General features: G+C 40.8%; 20 protein-coding genes and 2 pseudogenes. 3 read left to right on the top strand and 19 right to left on the bottom strand.

The window, feature by feature from the left end; genetic code table 11:
• Positions 1-7: 7 nt before the first annotated feature.
• From CVD19_RS14020 to CVD19_RS14000, 5 genes are all read right to left on the bottom strand, one after another.
• Complete coding sequence (locus CVD19_RS14020; protein ID WP_101582464.1) at positions 8-1,066, bottom strand: LLM class flavin-dependent oxidoreductase; 1,059 nt, start codon at positions 1,064-1,066, stop codon at positions 8-10.
• A 46-nt stretch (positions 1,067-1,112) separates the two neighbouring features.
• The gene (locus CVD19_RS14015) at positions 1,113-1,670 is read right to left on the bottom strand and encodes an FAD-binding protein (RefSeq protein WP_180953624.1); all 558 of its coding nucleotides are present in this window, start codon (positions 1,668-1,670) and stop codon (positions 1,113-1,115) included.
• A gap of 148 nt (positions 1,671-1,818) precedes the next feature.
• Entirely contained in the window at positions 1,819-2,316 is a 498-nt protein-coding gene (locus CVD19_RS14010; protein WP_101582462.1) for a DUF1189 family protein, read from the bottom strand.
• A gap of 15 nt (positions 2,317-2,331) precedes the next feature.
• On the bottom strand, positions 2,332-2,577 hold the full coding sequence (locus tag CVD19_RS14005; protein ID WP_101582461.1) for a DUF1450 domain-containing protein: 246 nt from the start codon (positions 2,575-2,577) through the stop codon (positions 2,332-2,334).
• A 658-nt stretch (positions 2,578-3,235) separates the two neighbouring features.
• Positions 3,236-4,273, bottom strand: a complete 1,038-nt coding sequence (locus CVD19_RS14000) for a hypothetical protein (RefSeq protein ID WP_142383533.1) — start codon at positions 4,271-4,273, stop codon at positions 3,236-3,238.
• Between the two features lie 340 nt (positions 4,274-4,613).
• Here CVD19_RS14000 and CVD19_RS13995 point away from each other — a divergent pair.
• Positions 4,614-5,004 (top strand): annotated as a pseudogene (locus CVD19_RS13995) (YibE/F family protein); the annotation flags it as partial.
• Positions 5,005-5,451: 447 nt separating this feature from the next.
• Here CVD19_RS13995 and CVD19_RS13990 read toward each other — a convergent pair.
• The 14 genes and pseudogenes from CVD19_RS13990 to CVD19_RS25495 all read right to left on the bottom strand — a co-directional run.
• Positions 5,452-5,757 (bottom strand): hypothetical protein, encoded by a 306-nt coding sequence (locus tag CVD19_RS13990; RefSeq protein WP_257985141.1) that lies wholly within the window; start codon positions 5,755-5,757, stop codon positions 5,452-5,454.
• A gap of 29 nt (positions 5,758-5,786) precedes the next feature.
• Positions 5,787-6,359: an HMA2 domain-containing protein gene (locus CVD19_RS13985; RefSeq protein ID WP_101582459.1), complete on the bottom strand. Its 573-nt coding sequence runs from the start codon at positions 6,357-6,359 to the stop codon at positions 5,787-5,789.
• The gene (locus CVD19_RS13980) at positions 6,314-6,844 is read right to left on the bottom strand and encodes an HAD-IC family P-type ATPase (RefSeq protein ID WP_180953623.1); all 531 of its coding nucleotides are present in this window, start codon (positions 6,842-6,844) and stop codon (positions 6,314-6,316) included. Before CVD19_RS13980 ends, CVD19_RS13985 begins: the two co-directional genes overlap by 46 nt.
• On the bottom strand, positions 6,822-7,250 hold the full coding sequence (locus CVD19_RS13975) for an HAD family hydrolase (RefSeq protein WP_101582457.1): 429 nt from the start codon (positions 7,248-7,250) through the stop codon (positions 6,822-6,824). The genes CVD19_RS13980 and CVD19_RS13975 overlap by 23 nt, the downstream gene beginning before the upstream one ends.
• Positions 7,247-8,449, bottom strand: a complete 1,203-nt coding sequence (locus CVD19_RS13970; RefSeq protein WP_101582456.1) for an HAD-IC family P-type ATPase — start codon at positions 8,447-8,449, stop codon at positions 7,247-7,249. The genes CVD19_RS13975 and CVD19_RS13970 overlap by 4 nt, the downstream gene beginning before the upstream one ends.
• A 3-nt stretch (positions 8,450-8,452) precedes the next feature.
• Entirely contained in the window at positions 8,453-8,977 is a 525-nt protein-coding gene (locus CVD19_RS13965) for an HMA2 domain-containing protein (protein WP_101582455.1), read from the bottom strand.
• Between the two features lie 12 nt (positions 8,978-8,989).
• Positions 8,990-9,301: an HMA2 domain-containing protein gene (locus CVD19_RS13960; protein WP_101582454.1), complete on the bottom strand. Its 312-nt coding sequence runs from the start codon at positions 9,299-9,301 to the stop codon at positions 8,990-8,992.
• 198 nt (positions 9,302-9,499) lie between these two features.
• A complete protein-coding gene (locus tag CVD19_RS13955) occupies positions 9,500-9,871 on the bottom strand; it encodes a metal-dependent transcriptional regulator (protein ID WP_101582453.1) in 372 nt (123 codons plus the stop codon).
• 66 nt (positions 9,872-9,937) lie between these two features.
• Positions 9,938-10,819, bottom strand: a complete 882-nt coding sequence (locus CVD19_RS13950; RefSeq protein WP_101582452.1) for a metal ABC transporter permease — start codon at positions 10,817-10,819, stop codon at positions 9,938-9,940.
• Positions 10,812-11,744 carry a metal ABC transporter permease gene (locus CVD19_RS13945; RefSeq protein WP_101582451.1) on the bottom strand — a complete coding sequence of 311 codons (933 nt, stop codon included), beginning with the start codon at positions 11,742-11,744 and terminating at the stop codon, positions 10,812-10,814. Before CVD19_RS13945 ends, CVD19_RS13950 begins: the two co-directional genes overlap by 8 nt.
• A 14-nt stretch (positions 11,745-11,758) precedes the next feature.
• Positions 11,759-12,511 (bottom strand): metal ABC transporter ATP-binding protein, encoded by a 753-nt coding sequence (locus tag CVD19_RS13940; protein ID WP_101582450.1) that lies wholly within the window; start codon positions 12,509-12,511, stop codon positions 11,759-11,761.
• Between the two features lie 16 nt (positions 12,512-12,527).
• On the bottom strand, positions 12,528-13,466 hold the full coding sequence (locus CVD19_RS13935) for a metal ABC transporter solute-binding protein, Zn/Mn family (RefSeq protein ID WP_374702892.1): 939 nt from the start codon (positions 13,464-13,466) through the stop codon (positions 12,528-12,530).
• Positions 13,467-14,097: 631 nt separating this feature from the next.
• On the bottom strand, positions 14,098-14,385 hold the full coding sequence (locus CVD19_RS25885; RefSeq protein ID WP_142383532.1) for a hypothetical protein: 288 nt from the start codon (positions 14,383-14,385) through the stop codon (positions 14,098-14,100).
• A 79-nt stretch (positions 14,386-14,464) separates the two neighbouring features.
• Positions 14,465-14,551, bottom strand: a pseudogene (locus CVD19_RS25495) (peroxiredoxin); the annotation flags it as partial.
• Positions 14,552-15,069: 518 nt separating this feature from the next.
• Here CVD19_RS25495 and CVD19_RS13925 point away from each other — a divergent pair.
• Together CVD19_RS13925 and CVD19_RS13915 are read left to right on the top strand one after the other, a co-directional pair.
• The gene (locus CVD19_RS13925) at positions 15,070-15,393 is read left to right on the top strand and encodes an ArsR/SmtB family transcription factor (protein ID WP_101582449.1); all 324 of its coding nucleotides are present in this window, start codon (positions 15,070-15,072) and stop codon (positions 15,391-15,393) included.
• 276 nt (positions 15,394-15,669) lie between these two features.
• Complete coding sequence (locus tag CVD19_RS13915) at positions 15,670-16,536, top strand: permease (protein ID WP_101582447.1); 867 nt, start codon at positions 15,670-15,672, stop codon at positions 16,534-16,536.
• Positions 16,537-16,562: the final 26 nt, after the last annotated feature.

The raw sequence follows: 16,562 nt of genomic DNA, 5'->3' as shown, positions 1-16,562 counted from the left end.
TTGCCTCCTATTTTTCAGCAGTGTATTTTCTTATTGCCGGTAAAATTTCTGTACCGATAATTTCTATATTATTCATTAATTTATCAAATGGCATGCCGCCAAAATCCATTTGCGCGAGATAACGCTGATGACCGAACAGTTCATGCTGGTACAGGATTTTTTCAATGATTTCCTGGGGGCTGCCCACATTAATGACGCTGCGTTTGTCCGCGCCTTGAGCGAAAGCCTGTTTCGGAAAGCCTTGTCCGTTTGTCAGCTTCATCCCTTCATTGATATACGGATACATTATTCTCATCGCTTCTTGTGTCGTTTCTGCCGCAAAGAAAAATCCTGTCGTTCCAACCGGCAGGGCGGACGGGTCAAAACCGCTGCTCTTGGCGGCCTCCCGATAAGCATCTATGGTATATTTAAAGACATTTGCCGGGCCCCCGAGTGCTGCCAGCATCATCGGTACACCCGCATAACCAGCCTTCATCGCGCTTGCACGAGTACCGCCAACCGCACGCCAAATTGGAAGTGATCCATCTTTAGGGCGTGGCAGAATTCTTGCATCCCTTAGTGGCTCACGAAATTCTCCGTTCCAGTTGACGATTTCTTCTTCGTTGATCTTATTCAACAAGTAGAATTTTTCTTCAAATAACGCTTCATAGTCGCGAAGATTGTAGCCCAACAGTTCATATAGCCCGACACGGGATGCACGGCCGGCAATGATCTCGGCGCGGCCATCGGAGATCAAGTCGATTGTCGCGAAATCCTCATATACACGTACCGGATCGGAAGTGCTAATGATTGTTGAGGAACTTCCAATTTTAATATTTTTTGTCGCCTGGGCAATGGCTGACAAAACGACGGTATGGGCCTGTGTGGCAAAATAGTCCTGATGGCTTTCCCCGACACTGAAAAAGTCAATGCCCGCCTCGTCAGCAAGCTTGGCAAGTTCGATGATTTCATTGATCCGCTGCTGGGCGGAAATGCGCTTTCCGGTGTGGGGATCCGGGATGTGGTCACCTAATGTATATAGTCCAAATTCAAGGCCCTTGCCGGGATCGATGCGATACTTTTCCATATAGTTCTTAAACTCCTTTTTTCGCTTGGCTACGATATTATTTCCATCAAGATGGGTATTTGAGAGGCTGTTTTTGCTGACGAAGGTATGTAAACCGCTCTATTTGCTCCTGGATCCGCTCATGCTGATCTTCTTCCAACTGGAATATTGCTTCTAACACAATATACTTTTCTTTTGCAAAAACGCTGGTCCTGTGTCCGAATTGCAAATCCCTTGCTTGTAGATTGAGTATCTCACCGGACATCGTCATGATTTTAACTGTTTCTAGTATATAAGAAATTTCACCACCGTAAGCTCCCTGGAATGCCGCACGCAAATTCCAGGCCTGATAATTTGCAATCCCTGGAAACATTGATGATGCTGGCTCCGCTTTCGGCGATAATTTTATTCCCTTTAACCAGACTTTATTTAAGTTATCCAAATTCATGACTATTCCCCTGATGCCGCCATCCTGAATTATCACATTTGTTCCAAACCCAAGAATGGTCAGCGGGATACTTCTCCCAAAAGCGTACTTTGTTATTTTCCGGGCTTCCTCCGCGTCTACCGGCTTTATATAAATATCTGCCTTTCCGCTTGTTTGGATGAAAGTACGATTGGCCATCGGTTCCCCAACACGAATAAACATATCAGGGTTCATCATTTTCAAATCATCTGTATTTGACCGTAATCCACGTACCTGAAATTCCCTGTGTTTAACGAACATTGCCTATTACGCTAATGATTAAGGTGCCAAAAGGCACCCCATTCAATTATTTAGAGTTTAAAAATGTCCCGCTTCTTTCCCTGCTTTTCGGGTAAACGCAGACCATTCTAACGATGCTGACAGCGAGTATTATGAAGACAATCAATGTAACAACGGGACTGGACCCAATAATAAATTGGGCAAGAACCCCGGCAATAACTGGTTTTGTTAAAGCAAATATATTCATTTTCCACAGGAGCTGAAATTTTAACTTTCTCTGCAAAAGTCTGCTAAGCACAAGACTGCATCCTTCCAGAAAGGTGATTCCCGCCAATCCATAAAAAAACATGAACAACGGAGACAATATAAGCACCTGGGTGATATAGAGACTGTTATTACCCTGATTCCCCTCAAAAAGCAGGCGGATTTCCACAGGAAGCAACATGACGATCATTAATATGAAAAAGTAAATAATCGTACTTTTCATATCTAGTTTATTCAAACGCACTACTGCTTCCTTTTTCGGAAATAACAGGCAGTCCTTCAATACGGCACTAGGTTTCATTTTATCATCCTTCATTTATGCATAAACAGCCAGTTCTGCTTCAATGTGCTTTTTAATAAGCTCCAGGCATTCTTCGGCAGTTTTGGCAAATATCCGCTTGCCGTTTACAATCGCATACGGCCTTTTCGCACACATTCCGCAGAAGGAAAGGCAGCTGTTTTCTATGACCGCAACTTCCGGGTATTCTGCTTCCAAAATTTCTTCCAGCGGGATTTCCGTAATCAGGCTGCCATCACAAATTTCAACAACAACAATTCCCATTGCGCTTCCCCTCCTTGTCATGAGCATTGATACTTTCTAAACTAAAAGGTATAAAAATTGGGCGTAGGTACCTAGAGAATTGAAACTGACAGTTTCAGCTTCTTCCCCGCATACTTTATCATAGTTCAATGATATCATCATCTTCGACGAAAAAATCACTAACATATTTTACTCCGCTGTGAAACTCCCTTCAAAGTAAAACACCTCAGCAGTACCCTTGAACGTTCGGGAAATCCCCGATTCACAGTCAATTTGCAGCGTTACCATCTTCCCGTTCAAGCCGCCTTTGACACGGGCTTTCCATCGATAAGCAAGACATCTGAAGCTTTTTGCTGCTGGACACTTATAGTCCCTTCAATTTCTCTCATGCGCCGTCCTTTATTATAAAAAATGTTATTATAGTAACCAGGTCATTTTTATACTATTTGGTATAAAAATATGAATCCATTACACCATATTTCGAGCAAAAATGCAATGATAATCAACTAATGGGGCAGGCATGTAGTTGGATTATTTTGAAGGTATTATTAATAGGTGAGTGGGGAGATTTCTAAAAAGAAGTACCCGAAAGGAACGGTTTAAATGAGCAAAGCCTGGCGAGTAGTTGGCCAGGCACTTCATGTCAAAAATGCGTAAAGCCACACACTAATTTTACTAATTATTGAGGATTCATGGTCGCATAGTCATTCAGGAACATCTGTAAAGAATTATAATCGTACGCTATAAATACATTTGTATTTTCATCAAACACATAATACATAGGTGCCTGCATATCGACATCTTGAGGATAGGGTGATTTATCTACAACTTCGATGGTGCTGATCAATCCCGCATTTTCTTCCTTCTTCAGGCGTTCGACTGATCCATCCTCCGGTTTCAAAACCGCTAAGACAGATAATTTGCCCGGTACTTTTGAATACCATTGGGGGCTGATCAGTTTTATATCAAATGTATCACTTAACCATTTCAATAATTCATCTTTATCACCCGTTTGATATAACAGCTTCTCATGATCAAAAATCAAATAAGCGGGTACGCCGGAGATAGGGGGGAGCTCAGGATGTGAGGTGTTAAAGTTATCAGCATCCATCTCCATTGACTGCCCTTTATGAAAAGATCGGCTAAATTCATATGGGATCGTAAATCCTGCGCTTTCAGAAAATTTCTCTATTACAACATAACTAAAAGAACCTTTTACATCCGATAAATACCCCTGATAAGAAAACTTATTTTCCACTTGGGCGTCGAAGTAATAAGTCACTTGTCCTTCTTCCCATTCCGCCTTGATTACAGTAGTATACCGATCAGCAGTATTGGGATAGGTGAAGGTTCCGTTTTCCCACATATGGTACATATAGCTTTGCTCTTCCCAAAAGACCTTTTTTTCGTATGGATCATACCAGCCGTATGTAATGTTTTCAGGTGTTTTATCAAAACGGATTTCAAGAGTTGAGCCTGGGTCAACTAAAGCCCGTTTTTGTTCTGCTAAAAGTTCGGCAGGATCTGATTTTACATTCTTCTCTGGCTGGCCGTTCCACTTATAAGCTCCCAAAACAGGTTTTATTGCAGTTCCGCCCGCCGTTACAACTGGAACGGGCGGCTTCTCTTCTTTATAAAGCTTATATCGGTCCAAAGCAAAAATCACCACCACAATTAAGACAATGACGACACCGTGCAACACCCATTTTTTCCTCACCATAATAACTCCCCTTAATTATCTATCTGGTAATTTACTAATCTAATTCATAGGTCGGTGTATTATACTCCGTACGACATTTGAATCAGAAAATTTCTAATCTCCCATGCCGTTTACCAAATAACACCATATAACATTATAATTGTGATTATTCCTGGCTGAAGCCTTACTGTCGTTTCCAATTCACTTTTTCCCTTATTTGAACGGGCTTTCCCTGCTTTTAATCAAACGTTTGATTAAATAAAAAAAGAACCGGGATGCGTACGAGCGTACGTCTGCAATTTTCCATTTTGCAAAGTGAGTTTCGACAAGCAAGACGGGGAAGTGGTCGAAACATATAAGGGTAGATTTTGTTAAAATTGGAGCATCAATGATCTTGATGAGTACAATAGGGGCCATTACTGATGTCACCATTTCTATTACATCGCCCATGCGCGAAATTTTTTATCATAATCCATTAATTAGCAGAAAAGATTTATTCTCATCCGGATTAAGTATTGGGGGGGATATCTTAGGAACCAATACGAATACGTTATTCTTTGTCTTCTTTGGAGGCGATATGGCATTACTTATATGGTTTATAGATTTATCTTATTCTGTTGGAGAAGTTGTCATTCAAAAGTATTCAGTGCTGAAATGATTACTATACTTAGTGCCGGAATTGGTATAGCTGTAATTATCCCAATTCCTGGATTAATGCTTATTTTTTAGATAAAACAAGAGGAAAATAAAGAGTTGCTTAAATAGACTTAAGGAGAAGAAAAGCCAAAAAATATAAATTTTCTCGTTTAATTTTTAAAGCTTATGTAGGTGTTAATTATAATTACTCTACTGATCGACTTGTTGCTTTGGTAACTTATTAAGTATCTTTGTGCCATAAAGTTGAGAAATTATTATACTTCGAAAAATATCAAAACCTTGTCTTATTCAAGGTTTTGATATTCAATATTTTTATGTCGCTCGTCACAATTAAAACTGACGCGTTCGTCCACCAAGTCCCTACTATATTGGCGTAAGGTTTGCAAAAGGATCGCTGGAAACCATTCATCGATCCTTTGTAAAGTCATCTATTTGGGAATCATCATCTCTATCATTGCAATCGTCATCGGTGTCATCTATCATCAAGATAGCATTCCTTTCATAAGTCTATGTTTAAATTTTATAGAAACTTATGACTATTAGCATGAGTATTTTTCAATGCAAGCCATAAAAAGAGCAACCATTAATGGCTGCTCCTTCAAAATACTGTGGTTATCTTGATGCGGCTGCATTCTTCTCCGCGATAAATCTTCCAGTCTTTCTTTCTGGCTGACAAGTTCTTCAATGGTGAGCTCGTTACGGGGTGCTTGGAAGCTTAAGGTTGGCACATTGTTTTGTACCAGGTTCTTTAGCTGGCCGTAATTTTGCTCGTACACACGATATCCAACCGCTCCAAATACTGTACCTGATACAAATCCCATTAGAAAATCTTTGTTTAAAGGCATGCGGATTCACCCTTGAATTTTATTTATATTTAAAGAAGTCTTTGACTTCTTCGCATATCGTGGAAAATTTCCAAGGCATTCACTGCCCAGGTAACCATTGCGACTTGTAATATGTTATTAGTTCCTAAAGAGAACATACTGACCATTCCTGTTAATACATCAGGATGCCTGAATTTGTTTTCTCCATGTGAAAGAACGGTATAAGCAGTTGAGATTACCGCTCCATATTCAAAAACATTGGGAGTCGGGCTGACACCTTTTCGTAAATAAGCGATCAGAATCAAAAATCCTGTGCAAAGGGAACGGAGAAAATCTTTTCTGATATCCGGCCTTACCTGAACCATGAATCGATCAAGCGGGTCAAACTGTGTCTGGCGGAAAAAAAGTGAAATATACCTAAGTATCACCTTAATTCCAACTACTTTAGATTCATACTCAACGACCATAGACTTAATGATTGGTTCAATTCTTACCAGTTTCACCCCTTTCAGAGCTGAAAACATCTGCTCAATATGCAAGTAGTCTGTTTTATCAGCTAGCGCAGGAATGATCAATCTTAATCTGCCGGGAATGCTGTGTACGATTCGATAACTTGCTTCCACTCGCTTTCCCCCCCTAAAAAAATGATTTTTCCGCTGTTCAACACAACGGCAATCGTTGCCGCGTTACGGATTGCCGCTCCGATAACCGGGCTTATGGGACCTACCGTTCCCATTAAGATAGCAGCACTGTTCACCAGTATCGTTACGATCATGTTTTGATAGATTAATTTCATCGTTTTTTTAGACATTTTAATCACTTCCGCCAATGCCAGTGGATCATCCGCGGTGATGATTACGTCTGCCGTTTCCACTGCAATATCCGTCCGCTTTGTTCCCATTGTTATTCCTACATCGGCATAGGCGAGTGCTGGAGCATCATTTATGCCGTCTCCGACCATCATGGTGTGTTCTGATTTATTTCTATATCTCATGACAAAGTTTGCTTTATCTTCTGGAAGGGCTTCTGCGATAAAAGCATCCATTCCAAGGTCGTCAGAGATTTTTTTCGCCGGATGGTACTGGTCACCCGTCAACATAACATTCATCGACACCATGTCTCCTCAGCTGGTTGATGGCTTTTTTCATTCCTTCTCTTACCTTGTCTTCCAAGATGATCATCCCGGCCAGCTTCTTGTCATATGCAACAAAAACGATATTGGCATCACGATCTGCAGTTTCACCATTCATGTTATTTAAAGGTTCGAATGATATGTCCCATTCTGTCAGGAATCGTTTACTTCCGACTAGTACCATTTTGCCGTTGACGGACGCTTTTATCCCTTTGCCAACCGCCATCTCAAGTTCTTCATACTGAGGTACGGGTATGTTCAACTCACTTGCTTTATTGCAAATGGCTTCTGCAATTGGATGGGAGGAATGCTCTTCGACGGAAGCTGCTACCTTTAACACATCCTCTAGATTCAAACCATTAAAAGGGATGATCCGTGTCACTTCAGGCTGCCCTCGGTGATTGTCCCGGTCTTATCCAGGATGACTGTATCAATTTGTGCCAGCTTCTCAATCGTTTGCCCGCCCTTCATTAAAATCCCTTTTTTCGCGGCCAAACCGATGTAGGATGAAATGGCTGTAGCTGTCGAAAGTTTCAGACCGCAAACATAATCAATCACAAGCATATTGAGCACCTTATTCCAGTCTCTTGTTACGAGATATACCAGGCCTGCGAGTGCAAAAGAGATGGGTACCAGCTTTTCTGTCAACCGATTAGTTGAAGATTGGATCGGTGCCTGTTTCGTCTGAGCTTCTTCAATTAGGTGAATCATCCGGTATATTGCCGTATCATCTCCTGCTTTTTCTACCAGAATTTTTATGCTTCCTTCGGATAGGACACTGCCTGCGAATACACTGTCACCCATTGTGAGTTCTTTTGGAATATATTCTCCCGTAATAGATGATTCATCAACTAGTGCTGTTCCATGTATGATCCTTCCATCGACGGCGACTTTTTCACCCTGGAAGACAGCTACCTGGTCACCAGCTTTTATTTCATCGACAGGAACCTTAACCTCCCTTCGAGATGAGTCCACCTTCCAAACTGAATCAGCCTTTACACTTAACATATCCCTGACGTAGTTCCTTGTTTTATAAGCCGTAAAATCTGTTAGCCACTCACTGATAGTAGACATTAAATATATGATTAGCGCGGATTTTGGGTTTCCTTTTATGATGGAGGCAAGCAATGCTGCAGATGTCAGTGTGTCCGCATTCGGTTTGCCATTATTCAGGATAGACACAATCCCGCTTTTGAAAATCTGATAGGATGATAGCAATACTGCGATGGATGATGGTCTTGATAGATTCATGAGTCCTGAAGCCTGAAGAGGTGTTGCTTTCATCAGATCGAACATAAATGCACTAAAACAGGCAATGATTTGGATGAGAGGAATCTTTGTTGGGGTTCTTGGTTCGTGTTTTACATGATCTGCTTCAGTACTTTGGAAAAGCTCACTCCATGTAATATGCGGATCATGGTACAGAAGCAATGATCCAGTTTCCTTTGTGTATGTAGCAGAATAGACTGAGGGGATGGACCGGAAAAACGCTTCATACTCGTTTGCGTTTCCGTATTTCACGCCCAGCTTCAATCTTGTCCTTCCAGGAATGGAATGGATTAAAGCAAGTTTATATTCCATAACTTATCCTTTCTCTTTTGTGATGAGAGTATAAAACCAATAAAGTAAGCTGCTTGAAAAAGCCGGGTTAGCTGAAAATCCAGCCATGCCATAAATGATTAAGAATAATGAAAGCAATGAATCGACATCTGCTTTGCCTGAAGTCCTTTTTTTGATCAAACCGTCCACAGATGAAACGGTATTTTTCATTGATTTCATCAGCTTAGCCTCCGTATGCGGGAACGCGTTGACGGATGTGTTGACCGCAAGCTTTACCAGCTCATCAAATTGTTCCGGAGTCAGGCTTGGGACAACAAATTCGATCAATAAACTCCCAGTAATCGGAGAGGCACTTACATGCTTCACAATTTCTAATTGGCTGAGCATCTTTACGAGATGCTTTGAGACTGTATCATCCTTCCAGCGGCTGCACTTAAGCCTGACTCTTCCAGGCATTGCGTGGACAAATTCTACTTTTTGGTCATTTAATTGAGAAAATAGTTTAGGCGCAACTAAAGATGCCCCTAAACCAACAAGTGATGAAATCATACTAAGTCTCCTCTATCGATTAACTTTTAACGAAAGTCGTTCAATCTGTTCAACCCAAAGCTCTATTTGGGCGACGCTATCGACCGGGCTGCAATCATAATTAATTAATAGACTGCCAGTTTCAGGACTGTATTGGATGGAAACAATTCGGCTCTCATTTTCAAAATGGCTGATGATTTGCTTAACCTGGAAAGCGTTGTTCTTCCAAAGAGTTGACCTCAGGCGAATCCTGCCCGGGATAAAATGGGCTATTTCAATGCAATTCTTTTTTAGAATCTTATTGATCCGATTGACGAATCTCAGCTCTTGCAATTTATTCAACATAAAAAAGAAGCTCCCATTGTCATTCATAATTTGGTATATGATAAAAATTGTAAAGTTATGCCAGTTAAAATTTACAAAAAATTCTAATAGCATGCATACATAATGTAAACCACGCACTAGTAAAGATGCTTATTTTTTCCTAATAAAATAAGTGATTAAGGATTTGCTGCCCTAATCACTTCATTCCCACAATATTCCTTATTGTCCCTTCTCTTTCTTTATGAAATTTTTTATTTTCGAGACTGCATTGCCACTGATGTAGTATTCGATATTCGTTATTTCTCGATCGATTTGCTCTGCTTCAAGATCAATTAAACGGAAGAACTCTTCTAATATTTTATGGTTCAGAGCTAATTCCTTCCCTTTTGCTTTTCCTTTTTCCGTCATTCGGATTTTCCCATATCGCTGGTAATGAAGATACTTCTCTTTATTCAACTTTTGGACCATTTTAGTTACAGACGATAAGGAAACATTCAATGATCTTGCGATTTCAGTGACACTTGTAAACTCTCTATCCTGAAGGATATTATAGATCTCTTCCAGATACTTTTCCGCACTTGGTGATGCCATTTAAACATCCCCTTACATAGTAAATATCAGCTCATATAGTTGCTCCTTTTCCGCTATGAAGTCCCATCATGAAATTTCAGAGATTAATTTTTTCCTTCTCCATTTCTTGAAAATGATCCCATGGGTTGGAGAAACCAGGAATACAATGAAGAAGATTGCACCTGCTACTGAGATCATTGAGCCAGCAATGGATGCATCGAGAAGATAGGCAACATAATATCCCGCAATCGAACTGATGGCACCAACAACCATACTGATGGCAATCATCTTTCCAAGGCTCTCTGTCAACAAGTAGGCAGTAGCAGCGGGCACAATGATCATACCGACAACAAGGATGGCTCCAACACTTTCAAAGGAAGCAACCGTTGAAATGGAAACTAGTCCCATCAGTAAATAGTGAAAAAGAGCAACCGGTATGCCCAGTGCAGCTGCCAGGGCAGGGTCAAAGGAACAAAGCTTGAACTGTTTGTAAAATAATCCAAGCACCACAACATTCAAAAAAAAGCTTGCACCAATCCCCCATATCGCTTTAGGTCCGATATTAGTCCCCCGGAAATCGAGGACATCCCAAGGAGCATAAGTTATTTCTCCATATAATACACAGTCAAGGTCAAGGTCCACTTGCCTTGTGAAAATGCTGACCAGTACGACCCCAATGGCGAATAAAGCCGTGAAGACCACACCGATGGAGGCATCCGATTGAACTCCAGAGTTCTGGAACATCTGGATAAGAAAGACAGTAACCAGCCCAATGGCTGCCGCTCCTAGCATCATAATGAAGGAATCTCTTGTTCCACTGAACAAGAATGCGATGACTATGCCCGGCAAGACGGAGTGACTGATTGCGTCACCAATCATCGACATTTTCCTAAGGACAAGGAAGCAGCCTAAGATACTGCATGACCAGGCAACAAGAATTCCAATGAGGATGATCCATACATCATTCATAGACGGATTCCTCCTTGATATTTTTCTTAGAGTATTGTTTCTCGTATTCCCTTTTAGCTGACATCTGCATCAGGCTCTTTGCGATAATCCCTCGTTTTGGGGCAAAGATCACAGAGAAAACAAATAGGACGGTGGCAGACAGTACGGCAAGCGGTCCGGTCGGAAGGTTATTGGCCATCGTACTGATGACGGTTCCGGCAAAGCCGCTCAGCGCGCCAAAAAGTCCTGCCAACATCACCATGATGTGCAGTTTCTCTGTCCAATACCTCGCAGCTACAGCCGGAGTAATCAGCAGCGCAGCCATCAATACCACGCCAACAGCCTGTATCCCTACCACAACTGCTGTCACAATCAGCAGCATGATAAATTGGTCCAGCAACATGACGGGCAAGCCAATCCCTTTCGCAAATCCCGGATCGAATGACAGAATCTTAAATTCTTTGAAAAACAAAAACGACAAAACAACAAGAATCCCGCTTATGATTGCCATTGTGTAAACATCCGATTGAATCATCGATGCCGCCTGGCCAAACAAGAATTTATCGAGCCCGCTTTGATTCCCGCTGTCTCCATGCTGAATCTGTGTCAATAACACGATCCCGAATCCAAAAAAGACCGTCAGGATAATTCCGAGCGCGGAATCTTGTTTAATTCGTGAATTCCTTGTTATATACCCGATCAGGAAAGTAGCGAGCACTCCTGCAGCAGCAGCACCAATCAAAAAGTAGAGAATTGATTTCGTACCAGTAATCATAAAGGCAATGCACACTCCTGGCAGTGCTGCATGAGCCAGAGCATCTCCCATCAGCGATTGCTTGCGCAAATAGGCAAAACTGCCGATGACTCCGCTGCTTAGGCCCAGCAGCATTGACCCTAGTAAGATCCATTGCGTATTTGGGTCCTGGAAAATTCCGAGCCAGTTCATTTTCCTCACACTCCTTAGCTGATAATCATGGGCGAGGAGTCTTTTTCAAGCATTGTCAATTTCCCGCCATACGTTTTCTGCAGCAGCTCTTTTGTGAATAATTCTTCCGTCGGACCGATTCCAATCAATTCTTTATTAAGGAGCATGATCCAATCAAAGTACTCTTTTACCGTGTTCAAATCATGGTGTACAACCAAAACCGTCTTTCCTTGCTGCTTCAAATTGTTGAGCAAGGTGATGATTGCTTTTTCTGTCGCTGCATCTACTCCAACGAATGGTTCATCCATAAAATAAAGCTCTGCATCCTGTGCAAGTGCGCGTGCCAGGAAGACACGCTGCTGCTGGCCCCCGGATAGCTGACTGATTTGCCTGTGTGCGAACTGGCCCATTCCGACTTTTTCGAGGGATTCCATTGCGATGGCATAATCATTTTTACCGGGGCTTTTAAACCATCCCAAGTGGCCATAACGCCCCATTGTCACTACATCGAGTGCATCGGTTGGAAAGTCCCAGTCAACTGATTCTCTTTGAGGAACATAGCCTACTTTTTTCCGATTATGTTTATATGAATCTCCGAAAACCTTTACAGTACCGCTAATCAATGGAATCAATTCAAGGATTGCTTTAATCAACGTGGACTTCCCAGCACCATTCGGACCGATGATCCCAATCAGCTTTCCTTCAGGAACACTAAAGGAAATATCCGTCAGAACTGGCTTCTTTTGATACGCAACCGTTAAATTACTTACATGTACTGGTGAAACCACTTACCATCATCTCCTTCTATTTTAGTGCCTTCACAATCGTATCAACGTTGTGCCTTACCATCCCAACATAAGTGCCTTCTTCTGTTCCTGCTTCGCCCATTGCATCCGAGTATAGTTCGCCGCCAACTTTTACATCATGTCCTTTTTCCTTCGCACCTTCTATTACAGCTTCAATCGCTTTTTGAGGTACACTTGATTCAACGAAAACAGCCTTGATCTTGTTGTCGACAAGATAGTCTCGCAGATTGCTTACATCCTTAGAACCATATTCAGAAGCCGTGCTGATTCCCTGAAGGCCCATCACTTTCATGCCATATGCTTCGCCAAAATAACCGAATGCGTCATGAGCTGTTACGAGCACCCGGGATTTCTGAGGAATGCTTGCTACTTGTTCGATTACATATTGGTCCAGCTCCTCCAGCTTTGCAATGTATTCTTCGGCATTCTTTTTATAGTCCTCCTCATGGTCTGGATCGAACTTGGAAAGTTCATTCGCAATGGTTTCTGTGACTGAAATCCAATGCTTTACGTTGAACCATACGTGCGGATCGTGCGCGTAAACACCATCGCTGGCTCCCATCAGCTCTGATTCAGGAATATCCTTAGTTACCGCAACGGTCGGTTTCTGCTTTTCCATCTTTTCAAAAATGTCTACCATTTTCCCTTCCAGATGAAGCCCGTTATAAAAGATCATATCTGCCTCATCAAGCTTCTTTATATCACCCTGAGAAGCTTTATACAGATGCGGGTCGACCCCAGATTTCATTAATCCCGTTGAATTTACATGCTCTCCTCCAACATTCTTAACAACGTCAGCAATCATTCCGATCGTTGATGTTACATTGATTTTGCCATTCTCACTCTTTGCTGCCTGTTCGCCTGAACAGCCAGCTAGCAGAACTCCTATTGAGATGAACAGGATGAATAAACCTTTAATCGACTTTAACATGGACATACCCTCTCTTCCTTAACAAATATTATTTACCTTCCGCACTTTTTTTGCATAAAGGAAACTTTTTGAGCAAAAAAATCGCCTTGCACCAAATCGTAGTGCTGGCATAGTCACAATGCTAGTGATCTAACAAGAAAAGATTTCAGGGTTCCAATAAGCACTTGCTCTCTTCTTATTCAGAAATAGATATCCCAACAATTTGGCTGTATTCCTCCTTGCTAAAAATTCCTAACTTCCTGCAAATCATTGCATATACGATAATTTTCTTCTGAATACGTGGATTCATCTTTTTTCACCCCCCATTTTCTATATATATTCGTCACATTTAAAAAGTTTCCTTCATCCAAAATAAATTCCTTAATGAAAATTTTTTGTCTATGCGACATGTTATTGTCCTATTCAAACAACTTGGGTTGGTGGCGATAAAAAAAGCCTAATCCTCATTTGGATAAGGCTACTCTCGTTATTGTGATACTACGGTAGTAAAAGGAGGCTTCGTTGCCTTTAATTAGAATTGGAGCAGTAGATACGTTAAACTAACTATACGACCCTCAGTTCCACTTAGTAAGGTAAAAAATCACCTTTGGATTAAAAGGCGTTATTTTTACTTTAGCCTCTTCAAAAACTTCACGCTTCACGTTTCCCACGCTGTTTCACCCTCTTCTCTATGACCTCCAAATCTGACTACTCCAAGTTCGTCTGCTTCTTTTGTTGGTCCTACTTGACATATAACTAAATCTTTATATAAAAAATAAGCACCTGAAGTGCCTATATTCGACGGATTCAACAAAGATAAAATCACTCCTTTGGACTCTGATTTTATTCTTAAACTAAGCTGCACCGTTAGTACAATAAATTTACGAGAAGAAGCGTTAATCCTTCTTGAATCAACACACCCTATAGTTGAATTAAAAAGTGACACATTAAAGAATCTCTACCGATAAAACCGAAAAAGTATAATAATAACTCATTTTTATTAAAATACGATTATTGGGTAGCCCTTAAATTCTACCAATGTACTTTGGATCTCTAATAATTCCAGATTGACCTGGTACCCAGTTAGCAGGGACTCCTTCCCCAGTCTTTCTACAAATGGCCTAATAAACGAAACGAACAGAGGTCCAGTTCACCCTTGGGATAGAAAAAGTAAAAGAAATGCCCAAAAGGGGTTCGGAATCAAACCATTCCGAATATATTCTGACCTTAAGGACATTACTAGAGTTTTAAGTAACGAACCCTTATTTAAGAAAAATTTCGTTTTGCAGAACGTTCGAAATGAATTAAATATACTATTTCAACAAAAAAAGAGCATATACAAGGAAAGACTCTCTGTTGAATACTTACCTATTCAAAAAAAAAACGATTCAACCCATTCCATAAAGCGCGCATATGCAGCATATCGAATGGTCAGGGATTAGTGAATGTGATTCAAGCTAATCTGTATAGATAATTATTTAATGATGAACAACGTTATTTAATACTTCAAGGGTAGTGGCATCGAAATCAACTTAATCAATTTTCTTTGATTAAACATATTGACACATGAAAATAATGGATATATCATAAATACATCAAAACTTTTTGATTTAGAAACGTAGGTGAAGTAATGAAGCTACAGATTCCTTTAGAAGGTATATCAAAGGAAGAAATATTTGAAAAATACGAACTTAAGTTCAAGGCGATTGCAGACAAAAAGAGATTGCAAATAATGAACATCCTCACAGAAAAAGGCGAAATGTGTGTTTGTGATTTGGCTCCTTTAATGGATATGGCACAATCCAAGTTATCCTATCACTTAAAGATTTTATTGGACGCAAACATCATTACAAAAAGAACTGAAGGAACCTGGAGCTATTACCAGTTAAACCAAAAAGAGATCAACCATCTCTTGTCGGAAGAACTCTGCTGTCTGTTCAGACCAACCTGCTAATTTTTTTAGGGTATTCATCAATTTTTTTTGATTAATATATCAATATAATTTGATTAAGGGGGAGAACTTATGTATGAATATGAATTAGTGATTCAAGCCAGATTGGAGGAAATCGAAAGGGCGGCACGGGATGCTTGGAAATACCAGTCTATCCCAAAGGATAGTTTTTGGCTTTCACTAATCCAACGTTTTTCTTCTTCCAAGAATCGCATGTGCATACCAGCGAAGGAGTGCAATTGCAATTTTCCATGTGTTTCGTAAAAAGGAGGAGTCATTGTGTGGATTGATACGCTAAAAAGTTTTTTGTATATCGCTCTCGAATTAACCGTTTTGTTCATTGTTATTTCATTTACCATCAGCCTTCTGCAAGGGTACATCCCATATGAAAAAATCGAAAAGAAATTGGCGGGTAAAAATCGGTTCATCGGAGCAATTTTTGCCGTAGTATTTGCGTTCATCACGCCTTTCTGTTCTTGTTCAACAATACCAGTCGTAGTCAATATGCTGAAAAAGAAAATGCCTTTCGGGATAGTTATGATATTCCTGTTCGCTTCCCCTGTTCTTGATCCAACAATTTTGACATTAATGGGAGTAGTACTGGGATGGAAAGTAACCATTATCTACACGGTCTTGACGACAGTGTTCTCCATTTTCATTGGTTTTACCCTGGAGGCAATAGGGGCTGAGAAGTACGTTAAAAATGTAGTGATGTCAGGTTATGAGGAAAAAGCACAGAAGTTTAATTGGAAGTTGGCTGTGAAAGAAACGGTGGACCTAATGAAGAGTGTTTATCCATATTTGATTATCGGTGCTGCCGTTGGAGCAGTCATTCACGGATTAGTTCCAACTGAATTCATCTCTTCTTTCTTTGGACGGGATCACTGGTGGCTCATCCCAATCGCTGCTGTCATCGGTGTCCCACTGTACATTCGACTTTCGAGCATGATTCCGATATCGCAAATACTGATCATGAAAGGAATGGCACTAGGCCCCGTAATGGCTATGCTTATCAGTTCTGCTGGTGCAAGTCTTCCAGAGGTGATTTTGTTGAAATCCATATTTAAGAAAGAATTGGTTGTTATGTTTGTCTTATCTGTTGTGACAATGTCTACTGTTTTAGGCTTCATTTTTTACTTGGTGTAATTTTTATAATATGGAGGGTGATCACA

It is taken from the genome of Bacillus sp. T33-2 (assembly GCF_002860205.1).
GTDB lineage: Bacteria > Bacillota > Bacilli > Bacillales > Cytobacillaceae > T33-2.
This window is presented reverse-complemented; position numbering and strand designations above follow the sequence as displayed.